The 21727-nt window shown below is 64.6% G+C and carries 22 protein-coding genes; 9 read left to right on the top strand and 13 right to left on the bottom strand.

Translation table 11 applies throughout. From position 1 onward, the window contains the following. Nucleotides 1-9 precede the first annotated feature (9 nt). From AC59JP_RS22040 to AC59JP_RS22025, 4 genes are read left to right on the top strand one after another with little or no spacing between them, the layout of a single operon-like run. Nucleotides 10-2769 (top strand): AMP-binding protein, encoded by a 2760-nt coding sequence (locus AC59JP_RS22040; protein ID WP_497327979.1) that lies wholly within the window; start codon nt 10-12, stop codon nt 2767-2769. Nucleotides 2770-2778: 9 nt separating this feature from the next. Continuing rightward, nucleotides 2779-3180 carry a malonate transporter subunit MadL gene (gene madL, locus AC59JP_RS22035; RefSeq protein ID WP_497327978.1) on the top strand — a complete coding sequence of 134 codons (402 nt, stop codon included), beginning with the start codon at nt 2779-2781 and terminating at the stop codon, nt 3178-3180. A 1-nt stretch (nt 3181) separates the two neighbouring features. Beyond that, the gene (gene madM, locus AC59JP_RS22030; RefSeq protein WP_497327977.1) at nt 3182-3946 is read left to right on the top strand and encodes a malonate transporter subunit MadM; all 765 of its coding nucleotides are present in this window, start codon (nt 3182-3184) and stop codon (nt 3944-3946) included. Nucleotides 3947-3974: 28 nt separating this feature from the next. Then, on the top strand, nt 3975-4484 hold the full coding sequence (locus AC59JP_RS22025) for a GNAT family N-acetyltransferase (RefSeq protein ID WP_497327976.1): 510 nt from the start codon (nt 3975-3977) through the stop codon (nt 4482-4484). A gap of 135 nt (nt 4485-4619) precedes the next feature. On the opposite strand, the gene AC59JP_RS22020 is transcribed toward AC59JP_RS22025, so the two are convergent. Continuing rightward, nucleotides 4620-5822 (bottom strand): Fic family protein, encoded by a 1203-nt coding sequence (locus AC59JP_RS22020; RefSeq protein ID WP_497327975.1) that lies wholly within the window; start codon nt 5820-5822, stop codon nt 4620-4622. A 238-nt stretch (nt 5823-6060) separates the two neighbouring features. On the opposite strand from AC59JP_RS22020, the gene AC59JP_RS22015 reads away from it, so the two are divergent. Next, nucleotides 6061-6942, top strand: coding sequence for a type IV toxin-antitoxin system AbiEi family antitoxin (locus tag AC59JP_RS22015; RefSeq protein WP_497327974.1), 882 nt, complete (start codon nt 6061-6063; stop codon nt 6940-6942). Nucleotides 6943-6963: 21 nt separating this feature from the next. On the opposite strand, the gene AC59JP_RS22010 is transcribed toward AC59JP_RS22015, so the two are convergent. The 4 genes from AC59JP_RS22010 to AC59JP_RS21995 form a co-directional block, all read right to left on the bottom strand. Continuing rightward, nucleotides 6964-7371 carry an acyl-CoA-like ligand-binding transcription factor gene (locus AC59JP_RS22010; protein WP_497327973.1) on the bottom strand — a complete coding sequence of 136 codons (408 nt, stop codon included), beginning with the start codon at nt 7369-7371 and terminating at the stop codon, nt 6964-6966. 291 nt (nt 7372-7662) lie between these two features. After that, nucleotides 7663-8553: an RNA polymerase sigma-70 factor gene (locus AC59JP_RS22005; RefSeq protein WP_497327972.1), complete on the bottom strand. Its 891-nt coding sequence runs from the start codon at nt 8551-8553 to the stop codon at nt 7663-7665. Beyond that, nucleotides 8550-8909, bottom strand: coding sequence for a hypothetical protein (locus AC59JP_RS22000; RefSeq protein WP_497327971.1), 360 nt, complete (start codon nt 8907-8909; stop codon nt 8550-8552). Before AC59JP_RS22000 ends, AC59JP_RS22005 begins: the two co-directional genes overlap by 4 nt. Then, nucleotides 8870-9634 (bottom strand): SDR family oxidoreductase, encoded by a 765-nt coding sequence (locus AC59JP_RS21995; RefSeq protein ID WP_497327970.1) that lies wholly within the window; start codon nt 9632-9634, stop codon nt 8870-8872. Before AC59JP_RS21995 ends, AC59JP_RS22000 begins: the two co-directional genes overlap by 40 nt. Before the next feature lie 142 nt (nt 9635-9776). On the opposite strand from AC59JP_RS21995, the gene AC59JP_RS21990 reads away from it, so the two are divergent. Further along, the gene (locus AC59JP_RS21990) at nt 9777-11639 is read left to right on the top strand and encodes a helicase-related protein (protein ID WP_497327969.1); all 1863 of its coding nucleotides are present in this window, start codon (nt 9777-9779) and stop codon (nt 11637-11639) included. A gap of 53 nt (nt 11640-11692) precedes the next feature. On the opposite strand, the gene AC59JP_RS21985 is transcribed toward AC59JP_RS21990, so the two are convergent. The 4 genes from AC59JP_RS21985 to AC59JP_RS21970 all read right to left on the bottom strand — a co-directional run bounded on the left by AC59JP_RS21985 (nt 11693) and on the right by AC59JP_RS21970 (nt 14446). Beyond that, nucleotides 11693-12265 carry a TIGR03086 family metal-binding protein gene (locus tag AC59JP_RS21985; protein ID WP_497328169.1) on the bottom strand — a complete coding sequence of 191 codons (573 nt, stop codon included), beginning with the start codon at nt 12263-12265 and terminating at the stop codon, nt 11693-11695. Continuing rightward, complete coding sequence (locus AC59JP_RS21980; RefSeq protein WP_497327968.1) at nt 12262-12735, bottom strand: SRPBCC family protein; 474 nt, start codon at nt 12733-12735, stop codon at nt 12262-12264. The genes AC59JP_RS21985 and AC59JP_RS21980 overlap by 4 nt, the downstream gene beginning before the upstream one ends. After that, nucleotides 12732-13079 (bottom strand): ArsR/SmtB family transcription factor, encoded by a 348-nt coding sequence (locus AC59JP_RS21975; protein ID WP_497327967.1) that lies wholly within the window; start codon nt 13077-13079, stop codon nt 12732-12734. The genes AC59JP_RS21980 and AC59JP_RS21975 overlap by 4 nt, the downstream gene beginning before the upstream one ends. Before the next feature lie 122 nt (nt 13080-13201). After that, on the bottom strand, nt 13202-14446 hold the full coding sequence (locus AC59JP_RS21970) for a plasmid pRiA4b ORF-3 family protein (RefSeq protein WP_497327966.1): 1245 nt from the start codon (nt 14444-14446) through the stop codon (nt 13202-13204). Between the two features lie 136 nt (nt 14447-14582). Between AC59JP_RS21970 and AC59JP_RS21965 the strand changes: the two genes are divergently transcribed. Both AC59JP_RS21965 and AC59JP_RS21960 read left to right on the top strand, forming a co-directional pair. Continuing rightward, complete coding sequence (locus tag AC59JP_RS21965; protein WP_497327965.1) at nt 14583-15272, top strand: type 1 glutamine amidotransferase domain-containing protein; 690 nt, start codon at nt 14583-14585, stop codon at nt 15270-15272. A 224-nt stretch (nt 15273-15496) separates the two neighbouring features. After that, entirely contained in the window at nt 15497-16156 is a 660-nt protein-coding gene (locus tag AC59JP_RS21960) for a hypothetical protein (protein ID WP_497327964.1), read from the top strand. On the opposite strand, the gene AC59JP_RS21955 is transcribed toward AC59JP_RS21960, so the two are convergent. Genes AC59JP_RS21955 through AC59JP_RS21940 form a run of 4 tightly spaced genes read right to left on the bottom strand, consistent with a single transcriptional unit; the run spans nt 16143 to nt 20423 of the window. Beyond that, complete coding sequence (locus AC59JP_RS21955) at nt 16143-17261, bottom strand: glycerate kinase (protein WP_497327963.1); 1119 nt, start codon at nt 17259-17261, stop codon at nt 16143-16145. The two genes, AC59JP_RS21960 and AC59JP_RS21955, sit on opposite strands and share 14 nt — an antisense overlap. Beyond that, the gene (locus AC59JP_RS21950; RefSeq protein ID WP_497327962.1) at nt 17258-18091 is read right to left on the bottom strand and encodes a sugar phosphate isomerase/epimerase family protein; all 834 of its coding nucleotides are present in this window, start codon (nt 18089-18091) and stop codon (nt 17258-17260) included. The genes AC59JP_RS21955 and AC59JP_RS21950 overlap by 4 nt, the downstream gene beginning before the upstream one ends. Then, entirely contained in the window at nt 18088-19269 is a 1182-nt protein-coding gene (locus AC59JP_RS21945; protein ID WP_497327961.1) for a dihydrodipicolinate synthase family protein, read from the bottom strand. Before AC59JP_RS21945 ends, AC59JP_RS21950 begins: the two co-directional genes overlap by 4 nt. Continuing rightward, on the bottom strand, nt 19266-20423 hold the full coding sequence (locus tag AC59JP_RS21940) for a Gfo/Idh/MocA family protein (RefSeq protein ID WP_497327960.1): 1158 nt from the start codon (nt 20421-20423) through the stop codon (nt 19266-19268). The genes AC59JP_RS21945 and AC59JP_RS21940 overlap by 4 nt, the downstream gene beginning before the upstream one ends. 172 nt (nt 20424-20595) lie before the next feature. Between AC59JP_RS21940 and AC59JP_RS21935 the strand changes: the two genes are divergently transcribed. Continuing rightward, complete coding sequence (locus AC59JP_RS21935) at nt 20596-21627, top strand: LacI family DNA-binding transcriptional regulator (protein ID WP_497327959.1); 1032 nt, start codon at nt 20596-20598, stop codon at nt 21625-21627. Nucleotides 21628-21727 lie beyond the last annotated feature (100 nt).

The following is a 21727-nucleotide window of genomic DNA, read 5'->3' as shown; positions in this document are numbered from 1 at the left end:
GGACGTGCCATGGAATCCGAACACGGCCAACCACTGAACGCGCTGCTCGAAGCATGCGAAATCCTGATGAGCGACGTCGGTGAGGCGTCGATTCGCGCCGTTGCGACCGAGGCCTTGGCCGACTACGCGGGACTCGACGATGCCGACAAGCTGCGCTTCTTCCAGCACGTCACCACCGCGTACGACGTCGACGCCGACCGAGTTCGGGCCGCCTTCCGGCAGTGGGAGGGCGTCCGCAGCGCCGGCACCGATACCAGCGCACAGACCATCGAGCTTTTCGACGCCGTCGAGCCGGCTCGCCAGCAGTTGCTCCGTCGCATCAACCACGCGCCCGGCGCGACATTGGCACTGGTCGAGATGCGGTCCGATCTACGCCGGCTGATGCGCACCGACCCGCGCCTGCGTGCACTCGACCACGACTTCCACCATCTTCTGAAATCCTGGTTCAACCGCGGATTCCTGCAGATGACCGAGGTCACCTGGGACTCACCGATCGAACTGCACCGGCACCTGATGCACTACGAATCAGTCCACCCGATGACGACCGAAGAGGAACTTCGTCGTCGAATCGAACCCGAGGACCGCCGCGTCTTCGCCTTCTTCCACCCGGCAACAGGTGACGTGCCGCTGATCTTCGTCGAAGTCGCTTTGGTGCAGGGTGTGCCCGACCGTATCGGTCCACTACTGGAACCTGCTGCCGCCCTCGACCCGTCGAGCGCAGACACCGCCGCGCTGTATTCGATCAACAACGCTCTCGACGGTCTGGCGGGGGTCTCGTTCGGCAGTTCCCTGATCAAACAGGTCATCGAGCAGGTGAAAAGTCAACTGCCGCACCTACATCGGTTCGTCACGCTGTCACCGATCCCCGGCTTCCGGCAGTGGCTCGAAGATCCGCAGACCGGCGACGCCGAGCTGGCGGCCGAGTTGGACTCCGGTGCGGCAGCCGGCGACCGATTGTTTCCCGCCCTGCTGAAGTATCTGACAGTCGAGCGACGCGCCGACGGTCGCCCGGTGGACTCCGTCGCCCGCTTCCACCTCGGAAATGGCGCGACTGTGTGGCGACTGAACTGGCCGGCGAACCTCTCCGACAAGGCCTGCCAGCAGTCGTACGGGGCCATGGTCAATTACCTCTACGAGCCCGACCAGCTCGAACGCAGGCACGAGGACTTCGTGCGGCGGCGCACGGTCGCCGTCGACGGTCCTCTGAAGGCGCTCGCCGACACGCTTCCCAACAGAGAAGGAACACCGCTGATGACCCACGCCACCACCATCTTCCGACTGTTCGACGAGCAGGTGCGACGTCGACCGGACGCTCCACTCTTCGAGCTGCCCGATGGTCGCACACTCGGCTACCGCGACACCTCCGACGTCGTCGCGCAGATCGCTGCCCGACTGCGAGCCGACGGTGTGACGCCGGGAGACCGCGTCGCGATGCAGGTATCGAAATCTCCCGAGGCCATTGCGCTGTACCTGGCGACGCTGCAGGTCGGCGGCGTCTTCCTGCCGCTGAACACTGCCTACACCGGTTCGGAGATGCGCTATTTCATCGGCGACGCGCAGCCTCGCGTCCTGGTCTGCGCGCCCGATCGGGTGAGCGAGTACGCCGAGTACGAGGACAGCCTCGTACTGGAAACGCTCGGCGAGTCGGGCGACGGATCGCTACTGAGCGGCACCGAGCGGGACGACCAGATTTTCGACGCCACGACCGATGACCCTGCCGCCATCCTCTACACCTCCGGCACTACCGGGCGCTCCAAGGGCGCGGTGCTCACGCACGGCAACCTCGCCGCCAACTGCGAGGCCTTGATCGACGCGTGGCAGTTCACGTCCGAGGACCGACTGATCCACGCATTGCCGATCTTTCACGTGCACGGACTGTTCGTTGCCGCCAACATGACACTCGCAGCCGGCGCGTCGATGCACTTCCTGCCCAAGTTCGACGCCGATGCCATCATCGATCTCCTCCCACACTCCACCGTCCTGATGGGCGTGCCCACCTTCTATACCCGGCTCGCGAACAGCGAGAAGGTCACACCCGAACTGTGCACGTCGATGCGCCTGTTCGTCTCGGGGTCCGCGCCGCTGCTCGCCAGCGACCACAAGGCGTTCTCGGCCCGCACCGGCCACTCCATTCTCGAGCGCTACGGCATGACCGAAACGGGCATGAACAGCACGAACCCGTACGAGGGCGGACCCCGCAAACCCGGAACCGTCGGCAAGGCGTTGCCGGGTACGGAGATTCGTGTCGTCGACCGTAACTCTGCAAAGCCGTTGCCGGACGGCGAGGTCGGCAGCATCGAGGTACGCGGCCCCAACGTCTTCGCGGGCTATTGGCAGATGCCCGAGAAGACGGCCTCGGAGTTCCGCTCCGACGGCTTCTTCATCACCGGGGATCTGGGCATGTTCGACGAGGACGGCTACCTGTGCATCGTCGGACGTGACAAGGACATGGTGATTTCGGGGGGATACAACATTTACCCCATCGAGATCGAAGAGCTCATCGACAGCCACCCCAAGGTGCTCGAATCCGCCGTCATCGGCGTACCGCATCCGGATTTCGGTGAAACCATTGTCGCCCTGGTGGTTCCGAATCCGGGCGAGAGCCCGCAGGACAACGAACTGATGGATCACATCACCGGCGATCTGGCCCGGTTCAAACATCCCCGAGCTGTGCGTGTCGTGGAGGCGCTGCCCCGCAACGTCATGGGCAAAGTCCAAAAGGCCGAACTGCGCAAGCAGTACGCCGATCTGTTCACATCCGCGACGTAGGAGTACACGATGGTTCTCTATGGAGTTGCGGCGCTCGCGCTGTGCATGCTGTCCGGCACGATTGTCGGTGAAGTCATCGGCGCCCTGCTCGGCATCGATGCCAATGTCGGCGGAGTCGGCTTCGCGATGATCATGTTGATCTTCGCCGTCGAATGGTTGCGCCGAAAGGGCCACTTCCCCAAAGCAAGTGAACAGGGAATCTTTTTCTGGAGCGCAATGTACATCCCGATCGTCATCGCCATGGCGTCGATCCAGAACGTCGCGGCAGCCGTCAGCGGCGGACCGATGGCGATCCTCGCCGGCCTCGGAGCTCTGGTTGCCGGCGCCGCTCTGGTTCCGGTGCTGGCCAAGATCGGCACACCGTCCGAGCCGTTGCCTCCGCTGACCGAGCAAGAAAAGCAGGAGGCCTGATATGGAACTGCTCAGCTCGGTCTTCGAGAAGAACGATTTGTTGGTGGCGTTCGTAGTCGTCGGCGCATTGACGCTGCTGGCCGGATTCCTGTCCAAGACGCTGACCCGCGGCCGTTTGCACGGGTCCGCAATTGCGATCATTTTCGGCCTGGCACTGGCTTATTGGGGCGGCACGGTCACCGGGGGCGAGAAGGGCGTTGCCGACTTCGCAGTGCTGTCCGGTCTCGCCCTGCTGGGCGGGTCGATGCTGCGCGACTTCGCCATCGTGTCCACCGCCTTCGGCGTCGACCTCAAGGAGATCAAGCGCTCCGGCATCACCGGTGTGCTGTCGATCATCCTGGGCGTGACAGTGTCTTTCGTCGTCGGCGCAGCCATCGCCGCGGCATTCGGCTACCGGGACGCCGAATCATTGGTGACCATCGGCGCCGGCGCTGCAACGTACATCGTCGGACCGGTGACAGGAACCGCCGTGGGTGCGAGCTCGGAAGTGATCGCACTGTCCGTTGCAGCCGGTCTCGTGAAGTCCGTTGTCGTCATGATCGGTACACCGTTCATCGCGCGTCTGATCGGGCTGAACAACGCAAAATCGGCGATGGCCTACGGCGGACTGATGGGCACCACGTCCGGAGTCGCTGGCGGACTGGCCGCGACCGACAAACGCCTGGTTCCGTACGGCGCCATGACCGCAACGTACTACACCGGAATCGGTTGCCTGCTCGGACCGTCGCTGTTCTACGTGATCATCAGGGCCATCGTTGGCGGGTGATGGTCGACATGCGGGTCGAGTCGTGACGATGTCGAGCACACCCTGGAACCATCGATCGGGAATGCACCTGGACGCCGTCCCGGCAGACGCGCTGTACACGCTCGCCGCAGGTGATCCGGATCCACGGGTGTCGCCCTATCTGGCGGGGATCGAATGCCGCGGTCTCTGGCGCCTCCGAAGTAGGCAGATCACGCAGACACCTTCGGACGCAACATGGATCACGCGCTTGATCGTCGACCCCGATATCTCCCTTCCGGTCGGAGTGGCCGGCTTTCACGGCGCTCCCGACGAGGCGGGCATGGTGGAAATCGGGTACCGAGTGGATCCCGAATTTCGTAGGCGCGGATATGCACGACGGTCCGTTGAGACGCTCCTGGGCGTCGGGCAGCGACACCCGGACGTGCACACCGTGCGCGCCACCATCAGCCCCGACAACACGCCCTCGCTCGCCCTGATCGCGACCTTCGGGTTCGTCGAGGTGGGCGAGCAGTGGGACGAGGAGGATGGGTTGGAGATCGTGTTCGAAACTGCCGTATAGGATTCCGTGGGCTCAGCTGATGCTTCGACCGGTCATCAGGCTCTCCCGCCGGGTGCACCTCACTCGGATCGGTACCGGGGTCACCGGTCAGTCGTCGGGCGACTACTGAGGTCCGTCTCGGTCTCTCCGCGAATCTCACAGCGCAGCCCGACGCACCCTCTCCGCGAACTCGTCGAGTGCGGTGAGTACGTCATCGGCTTGCCAGACTCTGTTCCGACGGCCTTTCGACGTCTGACGAAGCACCTGCGCCTCGACCAATTTGTCGATAGCCCGTTGCGCAGCCATATCGCTCACACCGAACGTTCGCTGCACGAATGCGTTGTCTATCACGGGCTGCCCGACGAGCGCGTCGACAGCCCCCCACACCACCGAATCACTGCGTGCCACAACATTTTCGGTCCAGTGCAATCGGGTTGCCACCAGGTCGTCGACCAACTGCCGTCCATTCGCTACGGCGTGAAAGGTCGCGTTGTTGAAACTGCGAACGATGGGCTCCACCTTGCCACTTCGGTAGGCGTCGAGGCTGTCGAAGTACGACCGCGTGTCGGTGAGCAGCCCGGCAGACAGGGGGACCGTAACCCGCTGGACGGCATCGCTGCGGTAAAGCATGACGTGGACCAGTGCACGCCCAGTTCTGCCGTTGCCGTCCGTGAAGGGGTGAATGGTCTCGAACTGAGCGTGCGTGAGCGCCACATGGGGCAGAACGGGAAGGTCGGTCCGACTGGCAAAGTCCAACAGGTCGGTCAACGATTCGGCGAGCCGATCATGATGGGGCGGTACGAATGCTGCGCGATGCGGACCGACGTTCGACCCCCCGATCCAGACCTGTTCCTGTCGCCATTCCCCCGCGTGAGTGTCACCGGTCGGAGTCATCAGCGCGCGATGCATCGCCAGGATCGAGCCGGCGTCTATGCCCGAACGCGCGGCGATCGCAGCCTCCATGGCACGAACGTTTCCTACAACGATGGATGCGTTTCGATTAGCGGGAAGCCCCAACTCGGCGAGCGCAAGTCCTCGCGCCCCGACGGTCAGATTCTCGATCTGCGACGACGCCGCGCTCTCCGTGCGCAACAGAATCGAACTCATCGGAGCTAGCTCGACTCCCGGACCCAACTTCTGCGATGCGTACTCGTCGAACCGAACGATCTCGCGCAGGGCATCTTCGGATTCGGCGATCACGTCGGTCGCCAGACCCAACTCCAAGTCGACAATTCGTGCGGGAATCGAGGAGGAGTACGGACCGGTGTGCAGGCGCTTCTGCGTCCGGGATGTGAGTTCCGTGGTGGGACGCCACGGCCGCTGCTCGTAGTCCACCGCCCTGAGTCGATTTCCGGCCATGAGTGATCTTACCAAATCTTAACGACATAGCGTTTGCTATGAGCAGCCGGATCCCTACTTAGCCCGGCCCGCTCGTCCACCACATTCGCGTGGCACAGCATTTCGAGAGCTGTTTGCAACTTCGCTAGCCCTGCAGTGCTCTCCAACTCGCAGAGCGCTCTCGAAACGGCCTGATCGCCTGTGGATAACTGGGCACAGCGAGCCGAGCGGACAAGCAGCTGCCTGCACACTCCATCTCGTGGACTACCTCACACGCCGCGCCGCGCTCGCCGCCGGGATCACTGATCAGCAGCTTCGGACCGCCCGCATGCGAGGCGAACGCGCCTCGATCCTGCGCGGATGCACGGTCACCCGCAGCGACTGGGACGCGTTGGCACCGCACGAGCAGTACGCGGTCACCGTCCGGGCCTATGCGGAACGCGGCATCAGCGGGGTGCTCAGCCACGAGTCGGCCGCAGCGTTGCACGGTCTCGCATTGTTGCGGCCCGACCGCTCGCGCGTTCACGAAAGCGCAGACGGGCGCGGAGGCGGAACGACGTCGTCGCGGCGCAAGTTGTATCGGTTCCCCCTGGCCCCAGAGGATTGCACCGTCGTGGACTCGATTCCGGTGACGACGCCGGCGCGGACGGCACTCGACATCGCATGCCGGGGAACGTTCGATCAAGCAGTGTGCGCGGTGGAGTCTGCGCTGCGCCTGGGTGCAAACTTCGTCGAACCGCTCGAGAGACTGGGCCGACGTCACGGTCTCGCCATGGCGAGGCGTGCAGTCGAATTCGCGAGTCCACTGACCGAGAGCATCGGCGAATCGTGGAGTCGGGCGCTGATGACGCGGTGGCCCGAGGTGCCCGCACCGCGACTACAGCACACCTTCATGGACCGACGTGGTGTCATCGGCTGGACGGACTTCGACTGGGAGTTCATGATCGGCGAGTTCGACGGGTTGACCAAGTACGGCGATCACAGCTCCCTGGTGAAAGAGAAGCTTCGGGAGGATCGCCTGAGGGCACTCGGTCTGCATGTGGTGCGCTGGGTATGGTCGGACCTGACGCATCCGGAGCGGTTGCGCCGCATACTTCGTGACGGGTTCGCTTTGATCGAGAGACGTTCGCACATTCGATAGCGAACAGAATGCTCTCGAAAACTACCCCTTCGTCACCGCCCGCAATACTCCGAAGACCTCACCGACGAAGGCGGCGAACGAGCTCTCTTCCTCGTCGGCGATCCACTGCCGGTACGCAACTCCGAACGCCGTCACTCCGGACTCCGCCGCCAGAGTTGCCTGCGGCTCGGGAATGCCGCGCTCACCGAGCGCCACTGCGGTCGCCCTGGCAAGCGAGGCCATCTTCAGCAACTCGCGCTCCTGCAGGCCAGGATTCGCGTCGATGACAGCCTGGCGCACGCGCGAACTCGACCGGTGGTCGGCATCGAAGTACGACTCGATCGAATGGACCACGTGCTCCACGATGGCGACAGCCGACCACTCCGCCGGGGCCGCAGCCACTCCGCCGACGAACACCTGACGCAGCGAGTCCTGCCCGCCGAACAGCACTTCGCGTTTGTCGGAGTAGTGGCGGAAGAATGTTCGCTCGGTGACGCCGGCAGCCTCCGCGATGTCGGCGGCCGTCGTCTGCTCGAACCCCCGATCGTGGGACAGCTCGAGGGCAGCGCCACGTAGGCGATCGGTCCAGCACCATCACCCAGAAGATGTTGGGCTGGAATCCATCCGGGCCGACATTGCTGGACGACTTGGCGAGCGGGTCCTACTTCCGGGACTGACGAAGGGTACGACGAGGCGAAGACGTTTCCGAGAGCCTTATCTCTTCCCGATAGCCCTGCAGCACTATCGATCTCGCGAAGCACTCTCGAACCCGCCCAGCTTCGACGGATTCATAACCCACATCACGTGCTCGATCCCCTGCGGCGACACCTCCGCCGTCACCAATGTGTACGGCACACCGTCGCGCGACAGCAACGCCGCCGGCGCACCGTTCGCCTCGACCCAGCGGATGTCGGCGCCCGTCCAGAAGTGGGAGGCGAATGCCGCAACGAACTGCGCCACCCTCGCGTCGCCGCATACCGGGATGCGAGCGGCGAGAGTGCCCACCACACCACCACCATCGGACGAGCTGACGACGTCGGCCACGAAGAGTCGCTTCAATGAGGCCAGGTCGCCGGTCTGCGCTGCGTCGACGAAGGCGGTCAGCAACCGACGCCGGTCATCGACGTGCACCGTCGCGCTCCGTCCGGTGGCGATATGTCTACGTGCCCGAGTGACCAGTTGGCGCGCATTGGCTTCCGACACCTCGATGATCTCCCCGATCTGCCTGTACGGGTATTCGAAGGATTCCCGAAGCACGTACGCAGCTCGCTCGGTGGGTGAGAGCTTCTCCAGGAGGATCAGCACCGCGAACTCCAGCGCCTCTCCGCGTTCAGCACCCAGCGAAGGATCGTTGCTCGTGTCGACCGGCTCGGGAAGCCATGGCCCGACGTAGGTTTCGCGCCGAGCGCGAGCAGACTGCACCGCGTTGATCGCCAGCCGCGTGGTAGTCGTCGACAAGAATGCCACCGGATTCACCACCGTCGATCGGTCACACGCCTGCCATCGCAGCCACGCGTCCTGAACGATGTCCTCGGCCTCGCCGGCACTCCCCAACATTCGGTAGGCGATGCCGAAAAGTTGTGGACGCGCATCCATGAACAGCGCTGTGGCTGAATCGAGTTCGGATGTCACGACGCCGTCCAATGTCCGAGCTTGGCAGGCGCCAGCACGCACCACATCCGATCGATCAGACTGCGCCGCAGGGAGAACACAACAATTCCGTTCACTCGGTTCGCCTCGCGGCGCACGAGGCCCGCTCGACCGTTCACTGATCCCACGCTCACTGTCCCATGTTCCGCACAGAACGCCAGAAGAAAATCGACCACACCGGCTCGACCGAACACCCGACCCTCCATGTCGATGTCCACCCACACGCCCTCCGACATCACGCTCCCGAGTGTGAGCGCGTTGCCGGAGCAGCATGCGGCGGCCACGTCGTCGTGGGAGGTCAGGGCTTCGGTCCGCTGACGACGTCGACGGCGAGCCACGTATCGAACGTCGTCTCCACGCGCTGGGCGTCATCGTTGGGGATCAGTTCGCGGTCGGTCAGGATCGCGCCGAAGTATGGTGCCTGCGGGTCGGCAACGACGGTGCGTGGGTCGCCGTGCGCCTTCAGTCCGTGCGCGACGAACTCGTTCAGTGCGAAGATCTCGGGTCCACCGACTTCGACGGTCGCGTTCGACGGGGCACCGAGCGTGACGCGTGCGACGGTCTCGGCCACGTCGTCGGCAGCCATCGGTTGGATGCGAGCGGGTGACAGTCGCACCTCGTCGCCGACCGTCGCTCCTCGTGCAATGGACTTGAAAAACTCGAAGAACTGGGTGGCGTGGACGATCGAGTATGGAATCGAGGATTCCGCGATCAGGCTCTCCTGCTTCACCTTCGCTCGCATATACCCACTGTCGGCGAGCCGCTCGGTCCCCACCACCGACAGCGCAACGTGATGCCCGACGCCGGCGACAACCTCGGCAGCAAGTATGTTCGTCGTCGCCCTGGTGAAGAAGTCGAGAACGGCCGCGTCCTCGAACGACGGTGAATTCGACACGTCGACGACGACGTCGGCTCCGTCGAGTACCTCGGCCAATCCCTCGCCGGTGAGGGTGTCGACGCCCGAGTTGGGTGACGCTGCGATGACGTCGTGTCCCTCGTCGCTCAGCTTTGCGACGAGTTTCGAGCCGATCAGGCCCGTTCCGCCGATGACCACGATGCGCATGGTGACTACTTCCGCTGGATTGCCGGAAGCCCAGGTGGCTGCCGGTCACCCCTACGACCGGGTAGCTCGCCGAGTTGTGACAGGCGCGGTGTCGGAGGGCTCCTTTACTGTTGCCGGGCCGCCGTCCGACAGACTGGATCCGATGCCTCCGCGTAAACGAACGACCACCACCCGAACCGTCCGAGCCGGTCAGAGCAGCGCTGCCCGCAAGTTCAAGGGCACCACGAAGAAGCGGGCACCGCGTAGAACCACCAAGACCGCTGCCCCCGACCTACGCGTCCCCGATCCGGGAGAACGTGTCTGGGTCCTTGACGTCCCGTTCGAGGACCGGTCAACGGCCGGTGCCGCGGGAGCTCGCTGGTATCCGGGCCCCCGGGTGTTCGCGTACTACGGAACCGAGTTGCCGGAGTATCTGCAGCCGTACGAGTCGATGCCCTACAGCCTGCAGCGCTGGCTCGAGGACGACGCGAACGAGACGTGGCGTGACGAAGAGACCAGAGAGCGGTCGATGCAGCCGCGCGAGACCCAACTCGAATCCGTTCGACGCCACCTCGCCGCCCTGGACAACGGCTTTCCGTATTTCACGCAGATGGATTCGACCGGCCTCGGTAAGACCCTCGCCGTGTGTGAGGCGGTTCGGCAGATGTCGGCCGCCGAGATCGGGACGGTACTGGTGGTGGCGCCGAAGGGTGCGCTGCCGGGGTGGCGTCGCACGATCGCCGACAGCGAGGCGGACATCGACCCGCCGGATCGCAAGCGCTGGCTCCTCGTCACCTACCAGTCGACGAAGAAGCTGCTGACGGTTCCCGAGGACACCGATCTGGGCAAACGCAAACGGACACAGAACAAACGGACCATCACGCTCGGTGAACTCCGCTTCGAGATCGACGTGGTTGTCGCCGACGAGTCGCATGCGTTGATGAACATCGAATCGCAGCAGTCGCAAATCCTGTGGCGGTACCAGGAGGCGGCGCGGGCGGTGGTGTGGATGTCCGCGACACCGGGCTACCAACCGCTGCACTTCGCGTACATGGCGCGGGCGATCGAGCAGTCACGCGGCACCGAGATCATCGGCGACGACGATTCCCTCGGCTACGCCCTCACCGTGAAATGGGCACAGTTCCTTCAGGAGTCCGGCTTCGCGATCAAAGCGGGCAAAGCCTCGACCGGGTTGGCGACGTGGCGATGGGAACCCGCGGACGCCGCCGAACGTGCACGCGACATCGCGTCCGTCCACGGCTGGCTCTCGGGAGGGGCTGTGCCGTGGTCGATTTCGCGTCCCTCACCGCCTACCCCGCGTGAACCGCTCGGCCAGGAACTCACCGCCGCGCAGAAACGGCTCTACAACTCCGCGTGGCTCGACTACCGCAAGGAAGTGGGACTGCCGGTCTACAAGAATCGGGTGCTGCAGAAGAATCCGAGTCTCCGGTCTGCCACCCTGCGCTTCCGGCAGAAGTGTTCATACCTACGCATCGAGGCATCGGCAGATCAGGTGCGCACCTGGGTCAAGGCCGGCAACCAGGTGTTCGTGTCGGCGTTCTACCGCGAAACTGTTGCAGCGCTTGCCGAGACGTTGCGCGACGAAGGTCTCGCCGTCGCCGTGGTCGACGGCAGCATGAGCAGCCCCGACCAGGAGCGCGAGATCCGCAGATTCCAGACCGGGGACGCCGCCGTCATCATCTCCACCACGACCAGTGCCATCAACCTGCACACCAACGAGCTACTTCTTCCCGAGGGCACGACCTCGACCCTCGCCCCGCGCGTCACCCTCATCCACGACCCGCGGTGGACGCCCATCGACATCCGCCAGATCGAGGGCCGCGCGAACCGGATCGACAAGGACCACCAGCACACGACGTCCACCTGCTACTACGCCTACGCCGAAGGCACTGTCGAAGAGGAGATGGTGCTGACCGGGGTAGAGCGGATCGCGGACCTGGGTTCGATTGTGGGGCAGGCGGATCTGATCGACCCGGAGGCGTTCCTGGCGGCGAGAGCACAGTGAGTCAGTACCCGGTATCTGGTCGTTTGGTCAAGTGACCGCGGCGTTCCCGAGCGTCACCGGGTCCACTGCGGATCTCGCCCGATGAACCCGACCAACCGCGTCACCGGGTCCGCGTCGGTCGGCACAGGCACCGCGGGGCCGTACTGACCCGACGACCTCAGCATCTCCTCGATGCCTGCCATACCGTCGACCACCTGAGCGGCGAAGTCTGGGTCGAGCCCACTGTCGACGCCTCGCGCCGTCGCAAGGTCCCATGTGTGCATGTAGACGTCCGTCGAGTAGAAGCGGTCGATGGCATCGGCGAGCGCGTGCGTTCCGGCGAACGGATGGGTGAACGACGCGGTTGCATCGGGCCCGTCGAGCAACGACTGAATATCTGCGCTGTGAGCAGACCACGCTGCTACTGGGTCTACGGACGTCTGCGGGTCGACCGCGAGCTCGAGACCTCCCGCACGCAGGAATCCGCGTGACCACCCGATCAGGTGCTCGACGACGTCGCGCGCGACCCATCCATCCACCGGGGTCGGCATGCCCCAATCAGTCACCTGTGCAACGTGTTCACCGAATCCGGCTGCGAACACCGCGTGACGTTCGGCGGGTGACAGTTCTGCGATCGCACCCATCAGAGTTCGCCCAGTAGCGCGTCCAGCTGCGCATAGCCGTCGTTGACGCCGGCCTCCATGCCCGAGGCCAGCCAGCCGTCGCGGCTTTCGAAGCTGTCGACCAACGACTGGGCACGCAAGCGGGTACGACCGTCGCCGAGATCCTCGAAGCGCAGGGTCTCCAGCGAGACGCCGTCGGGTTGGCCTTCCCACGTGAAGGTCTGGACGATGACGTCGTCGGAGACGGTGTGGAAGCAGCCGCGGAACCCGTATTCCTCACCGTCTTGGCGCGCAACGTAGCGCCACGCACCTCCGTTGCGAGCGTCCCACTCGAGAATTTCGGTGTCCATGCCGCGAGGTCCGACCCATTGGGAGAACACTGCGGGATCGGTATGCGCGCGCATCAATTGGGCTGGGGTGGCGTCGAAATCGCGGGTGATGCGAATGATCGGCAGTGTGGCATCGGCCTCGATGGTGGCCTCGCGAACGTTCATGATGCGGTGTCCTTTCGGTGTGGTTTCTCGTTCATCTCGGCAAGCACTGCATCCAGGCGCTGGTAGCGCTGTTCGGCCCGGATGCGGTACCGCTCAATCCATTTCGTCATCAGATCGAAGACCTCCGCTTCGAGGTGCACGGGGCGTGTCTGTGCTACTCGGCCACGACTGACCAAGCCGGCACGCTCGAGCACTTTGAGGTGCTTGGAGACGGCCTGCATGCTCACGTCGTACTGCTCGGCGAGTTCGCTGACCGTCGCATCGGCGTCGGACAGCCTGCCCACCATGTCGCGGCGGATCGGATCACTGAGTGCTGCAAATACTTTGGACAGTGGATCGGTCATGTTCAACCTTTCGGTTGAGTATCAGTGTGCGCGTCGTCGGTTCTGTTGTCAACCGTTGGATTGAATACGCTAGCGGTTTGCTCTCGAACTACCTGTGGATAACTACCGTCGAGGCGCGCGGCTCAGCCCACCAACGCATCAGCCGCGAACCTGCGACCCCACTCCGGGATCTCACTGTCGCGGCCGAGCGTCCACGGGACAGCGCCGATCAGCGTCAGGAGGTCCAGCGTGGGGCGGGCGACGTACTGCATGTAGCTGCGTTGACGGTCGGGAATTCTCCAGCCGCCGATTTCCATGCTCTGCAACATGAGCGAATTGCGTTCGCCTCCAATCATTCCTGCAGCGACGGCGGCGATCAGGAGGACACCTGATTCCTTCTCGGAGTCCTCGCGACCGACAGGCATCCTGCTGGTGGCGTGGACCCATAACTTGACCGGGTCTTCGGCGAGCGCTGCACCCATGCGAGTGCGTACCAGTCGACCCTTCAGCACGCGCGCCAACCCGAGGTTGGTCATCGCGTGCCGGAGCCAGTGGACCGGTTGATTGTCCACTTCCCGATTCGACCCCCCGATCCACTCGCGCCCCCAGTCCAGCTCGTCACGGATTGCGACGACGTCCTTGGGTGCGAGGTAACCCGCGGCGGTGAGCCCGAGTCCGTCGCTGCCGAGACGACCGAGCATCCACGTCATCTTCTCCATCGCGACGGCTGCGACGACCGGGTCGACGGGTGCGCCGCCGAAGTCAACCCGGCGCAGCGCATCGATCAGTTTGGGGTGATAGCGGAGAGGTGCGCGGTCGAGCACCGGCAGCAGCTTCGGCGCATGCGCAGCCAGTCCCGCGATTTCTTGCCGTGCAGCGATCCGACGGTTCGCCTCGTCCACATCGAACCGCTCGCTGGCGAAGTCGCCTGCCCAGTTCTTCATATGCTCGTGTTCGGGGTGGCTCGGGTCTGCGAGTGTCGCCAGCAGCTCCTCGTACCCATGCGGTCCACCGCAGTCTTCGGGTGGACACGCACGCTCCCCGGCCAGACATTTCGGAGGACCGTCATCGGCGACGGTGCTGTCGCAGACCAGCTGGTGTTTCCACCCGTCACCGAAGTCGTACTCGTATTCGAGACCGTCACCGAGTAGCTCGTCGACGCGAACACCGTCCTCGACGAGGTCCTCACCGTGGTCCCATTCGTCGAGGGACACCTGCATCTCGTATCGCTGACCGTTGCCTGTGACGAATGCGTGTAGGTGCCGGTCCTCCCAACCCAAGACGTCCTGCAGGACTTCATGCAGCTCAGGCAAGGTCGCGCCGGAGGGCAGGGTGAACCGTCGCCAGACCGCAGGCTCGACGTGCTCCAGCGTCACCGTGATCTCCATGAGCGGAATTCTATGGCGGTGGGCTTCCCGAGAGCCGTATGTGTTCCTGCTAGCCACCTCGAACCACGGGGTTCGAACCCGGCCAGGATGGGAACACTCAACACCGACAGCCCCGCGACGAACACAGGAGTTCACGATGAAAGTACTGATGGTCCTCACCTCCCACGACGAGCTGGGCGACACCGGCAACAAGACCGGCTTCTGGCTCGAGGAGTTCGCGGCCCCGTACTACCGCTTTATCGACTCGGGCGCCGACGTCACGCTCGCCTCACCCAAGGGCGGCCAGCCCCCACTCGATCCGAAGAGCAGCGAGCCCGATGCCCAGACCGATCAGACCCGCCGCTTCGACGACGACACCGACGCCCAGTCCGCACTCGCGAACACGGTCCGGCTCGACTCGGTGTCCCCGGACGACTTCGACACCGTCTTCTACCCCGGCGGCCACGGCCCCCTGTGGGACCTCGCTGAGGACGAGGACTCCATCCACCTCATCGAAAACACCTTGCGCTCAGGCAAACCCGTCGCCCTCGTCTGCCACGCACCCGGCGTGCTGCGACGTGTCCGCAACGAAGACGGCACCCCGCTGGTGCAGGGCAAGAAGGTCACCGGGTTCACCAACAGCGAGGAAGAGGGCGTCCAGTTGACCGACGTCGTCCCGTTCCTCCTCGAAGACGAGCTCACCAAGCTCGGCGGCAACTTCTCCAAGGGCGACGACTGGGCGTCGTACGTCGTCGAAGACGGACTCCTCATCACCGGGCAGAACCCCGCGTCCTCGTCCGCCGCAGCCGATGCGCTGATCGAGAAGCTCGGATCGCTCCAGAAGTGACCCCCTCCAGGTAACTGTCCTGGTACGGAACCTCGCGATTCGTCGACGCCCACGAGGGCGAGCACTCGACCGCGTTGATGTGGTTCCTGTCCCTCAGATCGCCGGGGGGTAGGTCCAATCGGCTGCGGGGTTCCGCGCCTGACAGCGAGGCGTCTGTTCGACCGGCACCACAAGGACGTATGCCTCGGTAACGAATCTCCCGGTCATGGCGACACTGTGAACACATGACGGACGCCTCGGGAGGATTCATGAACAGGTTCGCACGACGCACCGCGGTGGCCATGGCGGCCGTGGCCTTGGCCATCGCAACTGCGAGTTGCTCGTCAGAACCCGACTCGAGTCCCGCGCCGACAGTGACGGTGACCGTGCCCGACACGACCGGCGACGCTGCGACGCCCGATCCCGCGACCGACGCGACCGACGCTGCGGACACGCCGGCACCCGCCGCCCCGACCAGCCAGGCGACGTCGCCTGCGCCACTTCCCGCTTCGAACTTCACCGACGGGTCGCGGTACTCGTTCGCGACCCCGTCCAAGCAGATTCAGTGCCGCGTCATCGACGGCAACTTCATCTGCCAGACCGAGGGACACCCGCACACAGTCACCACCGCGTCGCTGTGTGGCTTCTACCCCGACGTCGAACAAAGTCGCGCGAATCGCTTCGGCTGGTTCCCCAGCGGTCCACAGCCGTGCGCGACGATCATTCAGGGCGAAGGATACGACTCACCCAACACCCTCGAGTACGGGGACAGTGCCGTCTTCTCGCTTCCCAGTGGCCGCACCGTCACGTGTGCATCGGCCGAGAACGGATTGACGTGCACGCAGGTCGGTGGGCCGGGAGAGAAGGGCTTCTTCCTGTCGATCGACTCGTTCACCGTGCTCTGAGGCGTAAGCGTTCTGCGAGTTCAGTTTCTATCGCCCTAGCCAATTCCCGCCCTGCCGCCACCAACCACCGGTGCGCGTCCCCCATCGCCGCCTCGGCGCTCCCCGCGAGCTCGGTCAACGAGACGGTTCGCACGTCGTCATCGGAGTCGACGGCACCGGCAACTACTGCGACCGGAACGGCAGCGCTGGTGCACATCTGAACGACGTGCCCGACGAGCTTTCCGGTCAACGATGTGCGATCGAACCTCCCCTCACCCGTCACCACCAGGTCCGCGGTGGGCACCGCAAGCTTCAGCCCCGTCAGCTCGGACACCCGCTGCGCCCCGCCGACGACTCGGGCTCCCAGCGCGACGAGTCCGAAACCTACCCCGCCGGCGGCTCCCGTGCCCGGCATGAGAGGGTCGGCCACCAATCCTGCGTCTCCAAGCAACTCTGCCCATCGCTCCAATGCCTCGTCCAGTACCCCGACGTCCGCGGCCGACGCTCCCTTCTGCGGCCCGAAAACCTGTGCAGCACCATCGGTTCCGAACAGCACAGCGCGTGTGTCGGTCAGCAACTCGATGTCCGACGGCACCGACATCAGGCCCGACGCATCGACGGACCGAGCACGAACCAACCCGGCGGCGCCTTCCGAAACGTCACGGCCAGCCGCGTCGAGCACTCGAACCCCCAGCGCCCGAAGCACTCCGAGACCGCCATCGGTCGACGCCGAACTTCCCAGCGCCACCGAGATCTGATCGCACCCCGAGGCCGCGATCACCTGGCCGAGCCCGCGGGTCGTGGCACCGAACGGGTCCAACGAAGCCATCATCGCAATCCCCGACGATTCGGCCAGTTCGACCACTGCCCGGCCGTCTGCCAGCACCAGCCACCGCGCATCGACCGCACGTCCATCCGGGCCGCACACACCGCGCGCACGTGACCACTCCGAACCGGCGGAGCACGCCGCGAGCACGTCGAGCGTGCCTTCGCCACCGTCGGCCTGGGGCATCGACACCAGATCGTCTGCATCTCGAACAGACGCCCACCCTTCCATCAACGCGGCTGCAGCGTCGACGGCGTCGATGGTGCCCTTGAACGAGTCGGGGGCGAAAAGAACCCTCACCCGATCAGGCTGGGCAGCACCAGATCACGGAACCGCCGCTTCATCGTCTCGATCACGTAGTCCCCGTCCGCAGCCCACACATCGGCATTGAAGATCTCCACTTCGACGTCGCCTCGATAACCTGCGCTGCGGACCCACTGGCCGATGGTGCCGAAGTCGATCACACCATCACCCATCATTCCGCGTGAAAGCAGTGGATCGGCCTCCATCGGCACCAACCAGTCACACACCTGATAGGAGCTGATTCGTCCCCTTTCACCTGCCGTTCGGATCTGCAATTCCAGTTCCGGGTCCCACCACACGTGGAAGGTGTCGACCACGACGCCCACCGCCGCGACCGGGTGTGGCTCCGCCATCGACAGTGCCTGACCCAGCGTCGAGACGACGGCACGATCGGCCACGAACATCGGGTGCAGCGGTTCCAACGCGATGCGCACACCACGCTCCAGCGCATATGGGACGAGCTGAGCCAGGCGATCCTCCACTCGTTGGCGCGCACCGACCAGATCGCGATCGGGAATACCGCCCATCACCATCACCAGTTCGGGCGCGCCGAGTTCCGCCGCTTCGTCGAGTGCCCGACGGTTGTCGTCGAGGCCGTCGTCGGTCAACCCCGTGAGGAAGCCGCCGCGGCAGAGGCTCGATACCCGAAGTCCCGCATCGGAAATCATCTTCGCCGACTCGGAGACCCCTGCCTCCTGCACTCGGTCACGCCACGGTCCGATCGCACCGAGTCCGGCTCGGGCGGCAGCATCGACGCACTCCTTCAACGTCCAGCTGTTCGTCGTCTTGGTGTTGAGAGAGAGCAACGCATACGGGTCGTCGGTCATGACAACACCCCGTTCAGTTCGAGGAACAGTGCCATGCGATGGGCGGCGAGCGGCGGATCGGCCAGCAGCCCCGCACGATCGGCAAGCACGAACAACTCCGTCAGATGCTCGACGCTGCGTCCCGACGCCAGTCCGCCCACCATGGAGAAGCCCGGTTGCTTGCCGTTCAGCCACGACAGGAACGCGATTCCCGTTTTGTAGTAGTACGTGGGAGCGGAGAAGATGTGCCGCCCGAGTTCCTGTGTCGAGCGCAGGATCTCCTCGGCGCGAGTCGTGTTCCCGCGATCGAGTTCTTGCAAGGCCGTCGACGCGGCGGGGTAGATGCCGGCGAAGATGCCGAGCAACGCATCCGAATGATGCTGCCCGTCACCGATGATGAGCTCGGGATAGTTGAAGTCGTCACCGGTGTAGAGGCGCACGCCATCGGGCAGCGCGGCCCGCAACGAAACCTCGTGCTCGGCGTTCAACAGTGACACCTTGACGCCGTCGACCTTCGCCGCGTGCGTATCGATCAGCTCACGGAAGGTCGCGGTCGCCTCGTCGATAACGGAGCTACCCCAGTAGCCGTCGAGCGCCGGGTCGAACATCGTTCCGAGCCAATGCAATACGACGGGTCGATCGACCTCGTCGAGCAGAGTCGAGTAGACGGCGAGGTAGTCGTCCGGTGACGTCGCCACCCGCGCGAGCGCCCGCGAGGCCATGACGATGACCTTCGCGCCCGACTCGGTCACCACCGCAATCTGTTCCCGGTACGCGTCGAGGACGCGGGAGAGACCGACCCGTCCGGACGGCAGGGTCTCCAAGTCCAGTTGATCCGTACCGGCGCCACACGCCAGCAGTCCGCCGACGCGAACAGCTTCGGCACCGGACCGACGAATCAACTCGGACGTTGCCGCCCAGTCGAGGCCCATACCGCGCTGCGCGGTGTCCATCGCATCCGCGACACCGAGTCCGTAGGACCACAGTTCGTGGCGATACGACAGGGTCGCGTCCCAGTCGATGTCCGCGGCTGCGCCGGGAGTGTTGTCTCCCGTTGCGCGTGGAATGACATGCGCTGCCGCGTAAGCGATGCGCGAGGTGATCGGCGAGGCGGGTTTCGTCCACTCGCCGGGCTCGCCGAGCTCGTAGACGCCGTGACCGGGCAGCGCGATGTCGATCCGCGAGTCGACGGCGGTCACAGCGCGATCTCAGGAACGTCGAGGCGGCGACCTTCGGCCGAGCTGCGCAACCCGAGCTCGGCCAGCTGAACGCCTCTGGCGGCGGACAGCAACCCGAAACGGTGCGGTCGAGCGGCGATGACGTCGCGCAGGAATTCTTCCCACTGCAGTTTGAATCCGTTGTCGAGGTCGGCGTTCGCGGGGACCTCGAGCCATTGGTCGCGAAACGGCTCGGTGACGGGGAGGTCGGGATTCCAGACGGGCTTCGGGGTGTGCGAGCGGTGCTGCGCGACGCACTTGCGCAGCCCCGCAACGGCGGAACCGTGTGTGCCGTCGACCTGGAACTCGACGAGCTCGTCGCGGAACACCCGCACGGCCCACGACGAGTTGATCTGCGCGACAACGCCGTTTTCCATCTCGAAGATTCCGTAGGCCGCGTCGTCGGCGGTGGCGGCGTATTCCTTGCCCTGCTCGTCCCAGCGCGTCGGAATGTGGGTGGCGGCCTTCGCGGTGACGGTCTCGACCTTCCCCAGAATGCTTTCGAGCACGTAGTTCCAGTGGCAGAACATGTCGATGACGATGCCGCCACCGTCCTGCGCCCGGTAGTTCCAGCTCGGGCGTTGAGCGGGTTGCCCGTCGCCTTCGAAGACCCAGTATCCGAATTCGCCTCGGAGGGAGAGGATGCGTCCGAAGAAGCCCTCGTCGACCAGGCGCTTGAGTTTCACCAGCCCGGGAAGGTAGAGCTTGTCGTGCACCACGCCGGCGGTGACTCCCGCGTTCTGCGCGATACGCGCAAGTTCGATGGCCTCGGTCAGCGTTTCTGCCGTGGGCTTTTCCGTGAAGACGTGCTTGCCGGCCTTCATGGCGGACGACAGCGCTTCTGCGCGGCGCGAGGTCACTTGGGCGTCGAAATAGATGTCGATGGATGCGTCCTCGATGACCGCGGCGCTGTCCGTCGACCATTCGGTGATGCCGTGCTTCTCGCACAGCTCCTGCAGCTTCGCTTCGTTGCGACCGACGAGAATTGGCTCGATCTGCACGCGGGTGCCGTCGTCGAGTAGAAGTCCGCCGGTGTCGCGAATCGGCAGGATGGACCGCAGAAGGTGTTGGCGATAACCCATGCGGCCGGTGACGCCGTTCATGGCGATGCGCAGGGTTCGGGTGGTCTGGGGCATTCGAATTGCCTTGTCTGTGCAGAGGGATACGGGCCGGTGAAAGCCCACGACAGGACCTGTTGAGACGGTGCAGCGGAAAGTCGGCACACGTCGGGGAGGAAAGTCAGCTTCGGAATGCGCTTTCCAAGCTATGCTGTCAACGACGATTGGTCAACAGGCAGCAGGGGGTGACATGGCAGCAGTGCGTTTACGTGACGTGGCCGCAGCAGCCGGCGTCTCCCAGGCGACCGCGTCGAGGGTGCTGAACGGGTCATCGCGCGTTCCAGGCGAAGGAGTAGCCGACCGAGTTCGCGCCGTGGCAACACAACTCGGGTACGTGGCGAACGCCCAGGCACAGGCCCTGGCACGGGCGTCGACGGGACTGATCGGGCTGATCGTGCACGATGTCGCCGATCCATACTTCTCCTCCATCGTCCGCGGAGTCCAGAACGAGGCGCGCAACGCAGGGAAACTCGTGCTCCTCGCCAGCACTGAACGTGACTTCGACATCGAGCGCCAGTCGGTGAGTACGTTCATCTCCCACCGTGCCGACGCGATCATCTTGGCCGGCTCCCGTCAGAGCGGGGACCTGGACCGCACATTGGAGCGCGAGTTCGCGACCTATCGCGACAACGGTGGCCGCGTTGTGGTCATCGGACAACCACTGCCCTTCGGATCTGCGGTGGAACCCGAAAATCGTTCTGCATCAGCAGCATTGGCTGAGGCGCTGTACGAGCTCGGCCACCGCCGCTTCGCCGTCATCGGCGGACCGGGCAACATCCGCACCTCCGCAGACCGTCGCAACGGGTTCGTCGATGCCCTCTGCCGGCACGGCGTGACGCCCGAAATCGAGATCGCAGGCGACTTCTCCCGCGACGGCGGCTACAGCGCCGCCCGGCGACTCGCGCCGGCACTCGAGCTGACGCCGGGTCACGGAACTCCGCCGTGTGTCTTTGCCGTTACCGACGTCATGGCCATCGGTGCCATCGCCGCGTGGCGCGAGCTCGGTCTCGACGTTCCCACCGACGTATGCGTGGCCGGGTTCGACGACATCCCTACCCTTCGCGACCATGTCCCCAGCTTGACGACGGTGGCACTGTCACTCGTCGACATCGGCAAGCGAGCAGTCGAACTCGCCCTCGATCCCGCAGAGTCCTCGCGTGACACCCACGAGTTCGCCCCTGGCGCAGTGATTCTGAGAGCAAGCAGCGCTCTGAGCAGGTAAGTGTCCGAATTCCTTGACACTGTGCGCCCCATCACACTATGTTCGTCCTCAGCTTCGGAAAGCGCATTCCCAGCGGGAGCAACCGAGCCCGCACCATTAC

This window comes from Rhodococcus sp. 320_ES, assembly GCF_059691855.1.
Note: the sequence above shows the minus strand (reverse complement) of the source record. Positions and strands in the feature narration are given on the sequence as shown.

Excerpts from the sequence above, each read along its gene's own strand:
- AC59JP_RS21970 (WP_497327966.1), bottom strand. The coding sequence starts at position 14,446 with ATGGAGATCACGGTGACGCTGGAGCACGTCGAGCCTGCGGTCTGGCGA.
- AC59JP_RS21975 (WP_497327967.1), bottom strand. The coding sequence starts at position 13,079 with ATGACCGATCCACTGTCCAAAGTATTTGCAGCACTCAGTGATCCGATC.
- madM (WP_497327977.1), top strand. The coding sequence starts at position 3,182 with ATGGAACTGCTCAGCTCGGTCTTCGAGAAGAACGATTTGTTGGTGGCG.
- AC59JP_RS21935 (WP_497327959.1), top strand. The coding sequence starts at position 20,596 with ATGGCAGCAGTGCGTTTACGTGACGTGGCCGCAGCAGCCGGCGTCTCC.
- AC59JP_RS21995 (WP_497327970.1), bottom strand. The coding sequence starts at position 9,634 with ATGCGCATCGTGGTCATCGGCGGAACGGGCCTGATCGGCTCGAAACTC.
- AC59JP_RS21980 (WP_497327968.1), bottom strand. The coding sequence starts at position 12,735 with ATGAACGTTCGCGAGGCCACCATCGAGGCCGATGCCACACTGCCGATC.
- madL (WP_497327978.1), top strand. The coding sequence starts at position 2,779 with ATGGTTCTCTATGGAGTTGCGGCGCTCGCGCTGTGCATGCTGTCCGGC.
- AC59JP_RS21965 (WP_497327965.1), top strand. The coding sequence starts at position 14,583 with ATGAAAGTACTGATGGTCCTCACCTCCCACGACGAGCTGGGCGACACC.
- AC59JP_RS21990 (WP_497327969.1), top strand. The coding sequence starts at position 9,777 with ATGCCTCCGCGTAAACGAACGACCACCACCCGAACCGTCCGAGCCGGT.
- AC59JP_RS22025 (WP_497327976.1), top strand. The coding sequence starts at position 3,975 with ATGTCGAGCACACCCTGGAACCATCGATCGGGAATGCACCTGGACGCC.
- AC59JP_RS21960 (WP_497327964.1), top strand. The coding sequence starts at position 15,497 with ATGACGGACGCCTCGGGAGGATTCATGAACAGGTTCGCACGACGCACC.
- AC59JP_RS22020 (WP_497327975.1), bottom strand. The coding sequence starts at position 5,822 with ATGGCCGGAAATCGACTCAGGGCGGTGGACTACGAGCAGCGGCCGTGG.
- AC59JP_RS21940 (WP_497327960.1), bottom strand. The coding sequence starts at position 20,423 with ATGCCCCAGACCACCCGAACCCTGCGCATCGCCATGAACGGCGTCACC.
- AC59JP_RS22040 (WP_497327979.1), top strand. The coding sequence starts at position 10 with ATGGAATCCGAACACGGCCAACCACTGAACGCGCTGCTCGAAGCATGC.
- AC59JP_RS21950 (WP_497327962.1), bottom strand. The coding sequence starts at position 18,091 with ATGACCGACGACCCGTATGCGTTGCTCTCTCTCAACACCAAGACGACG.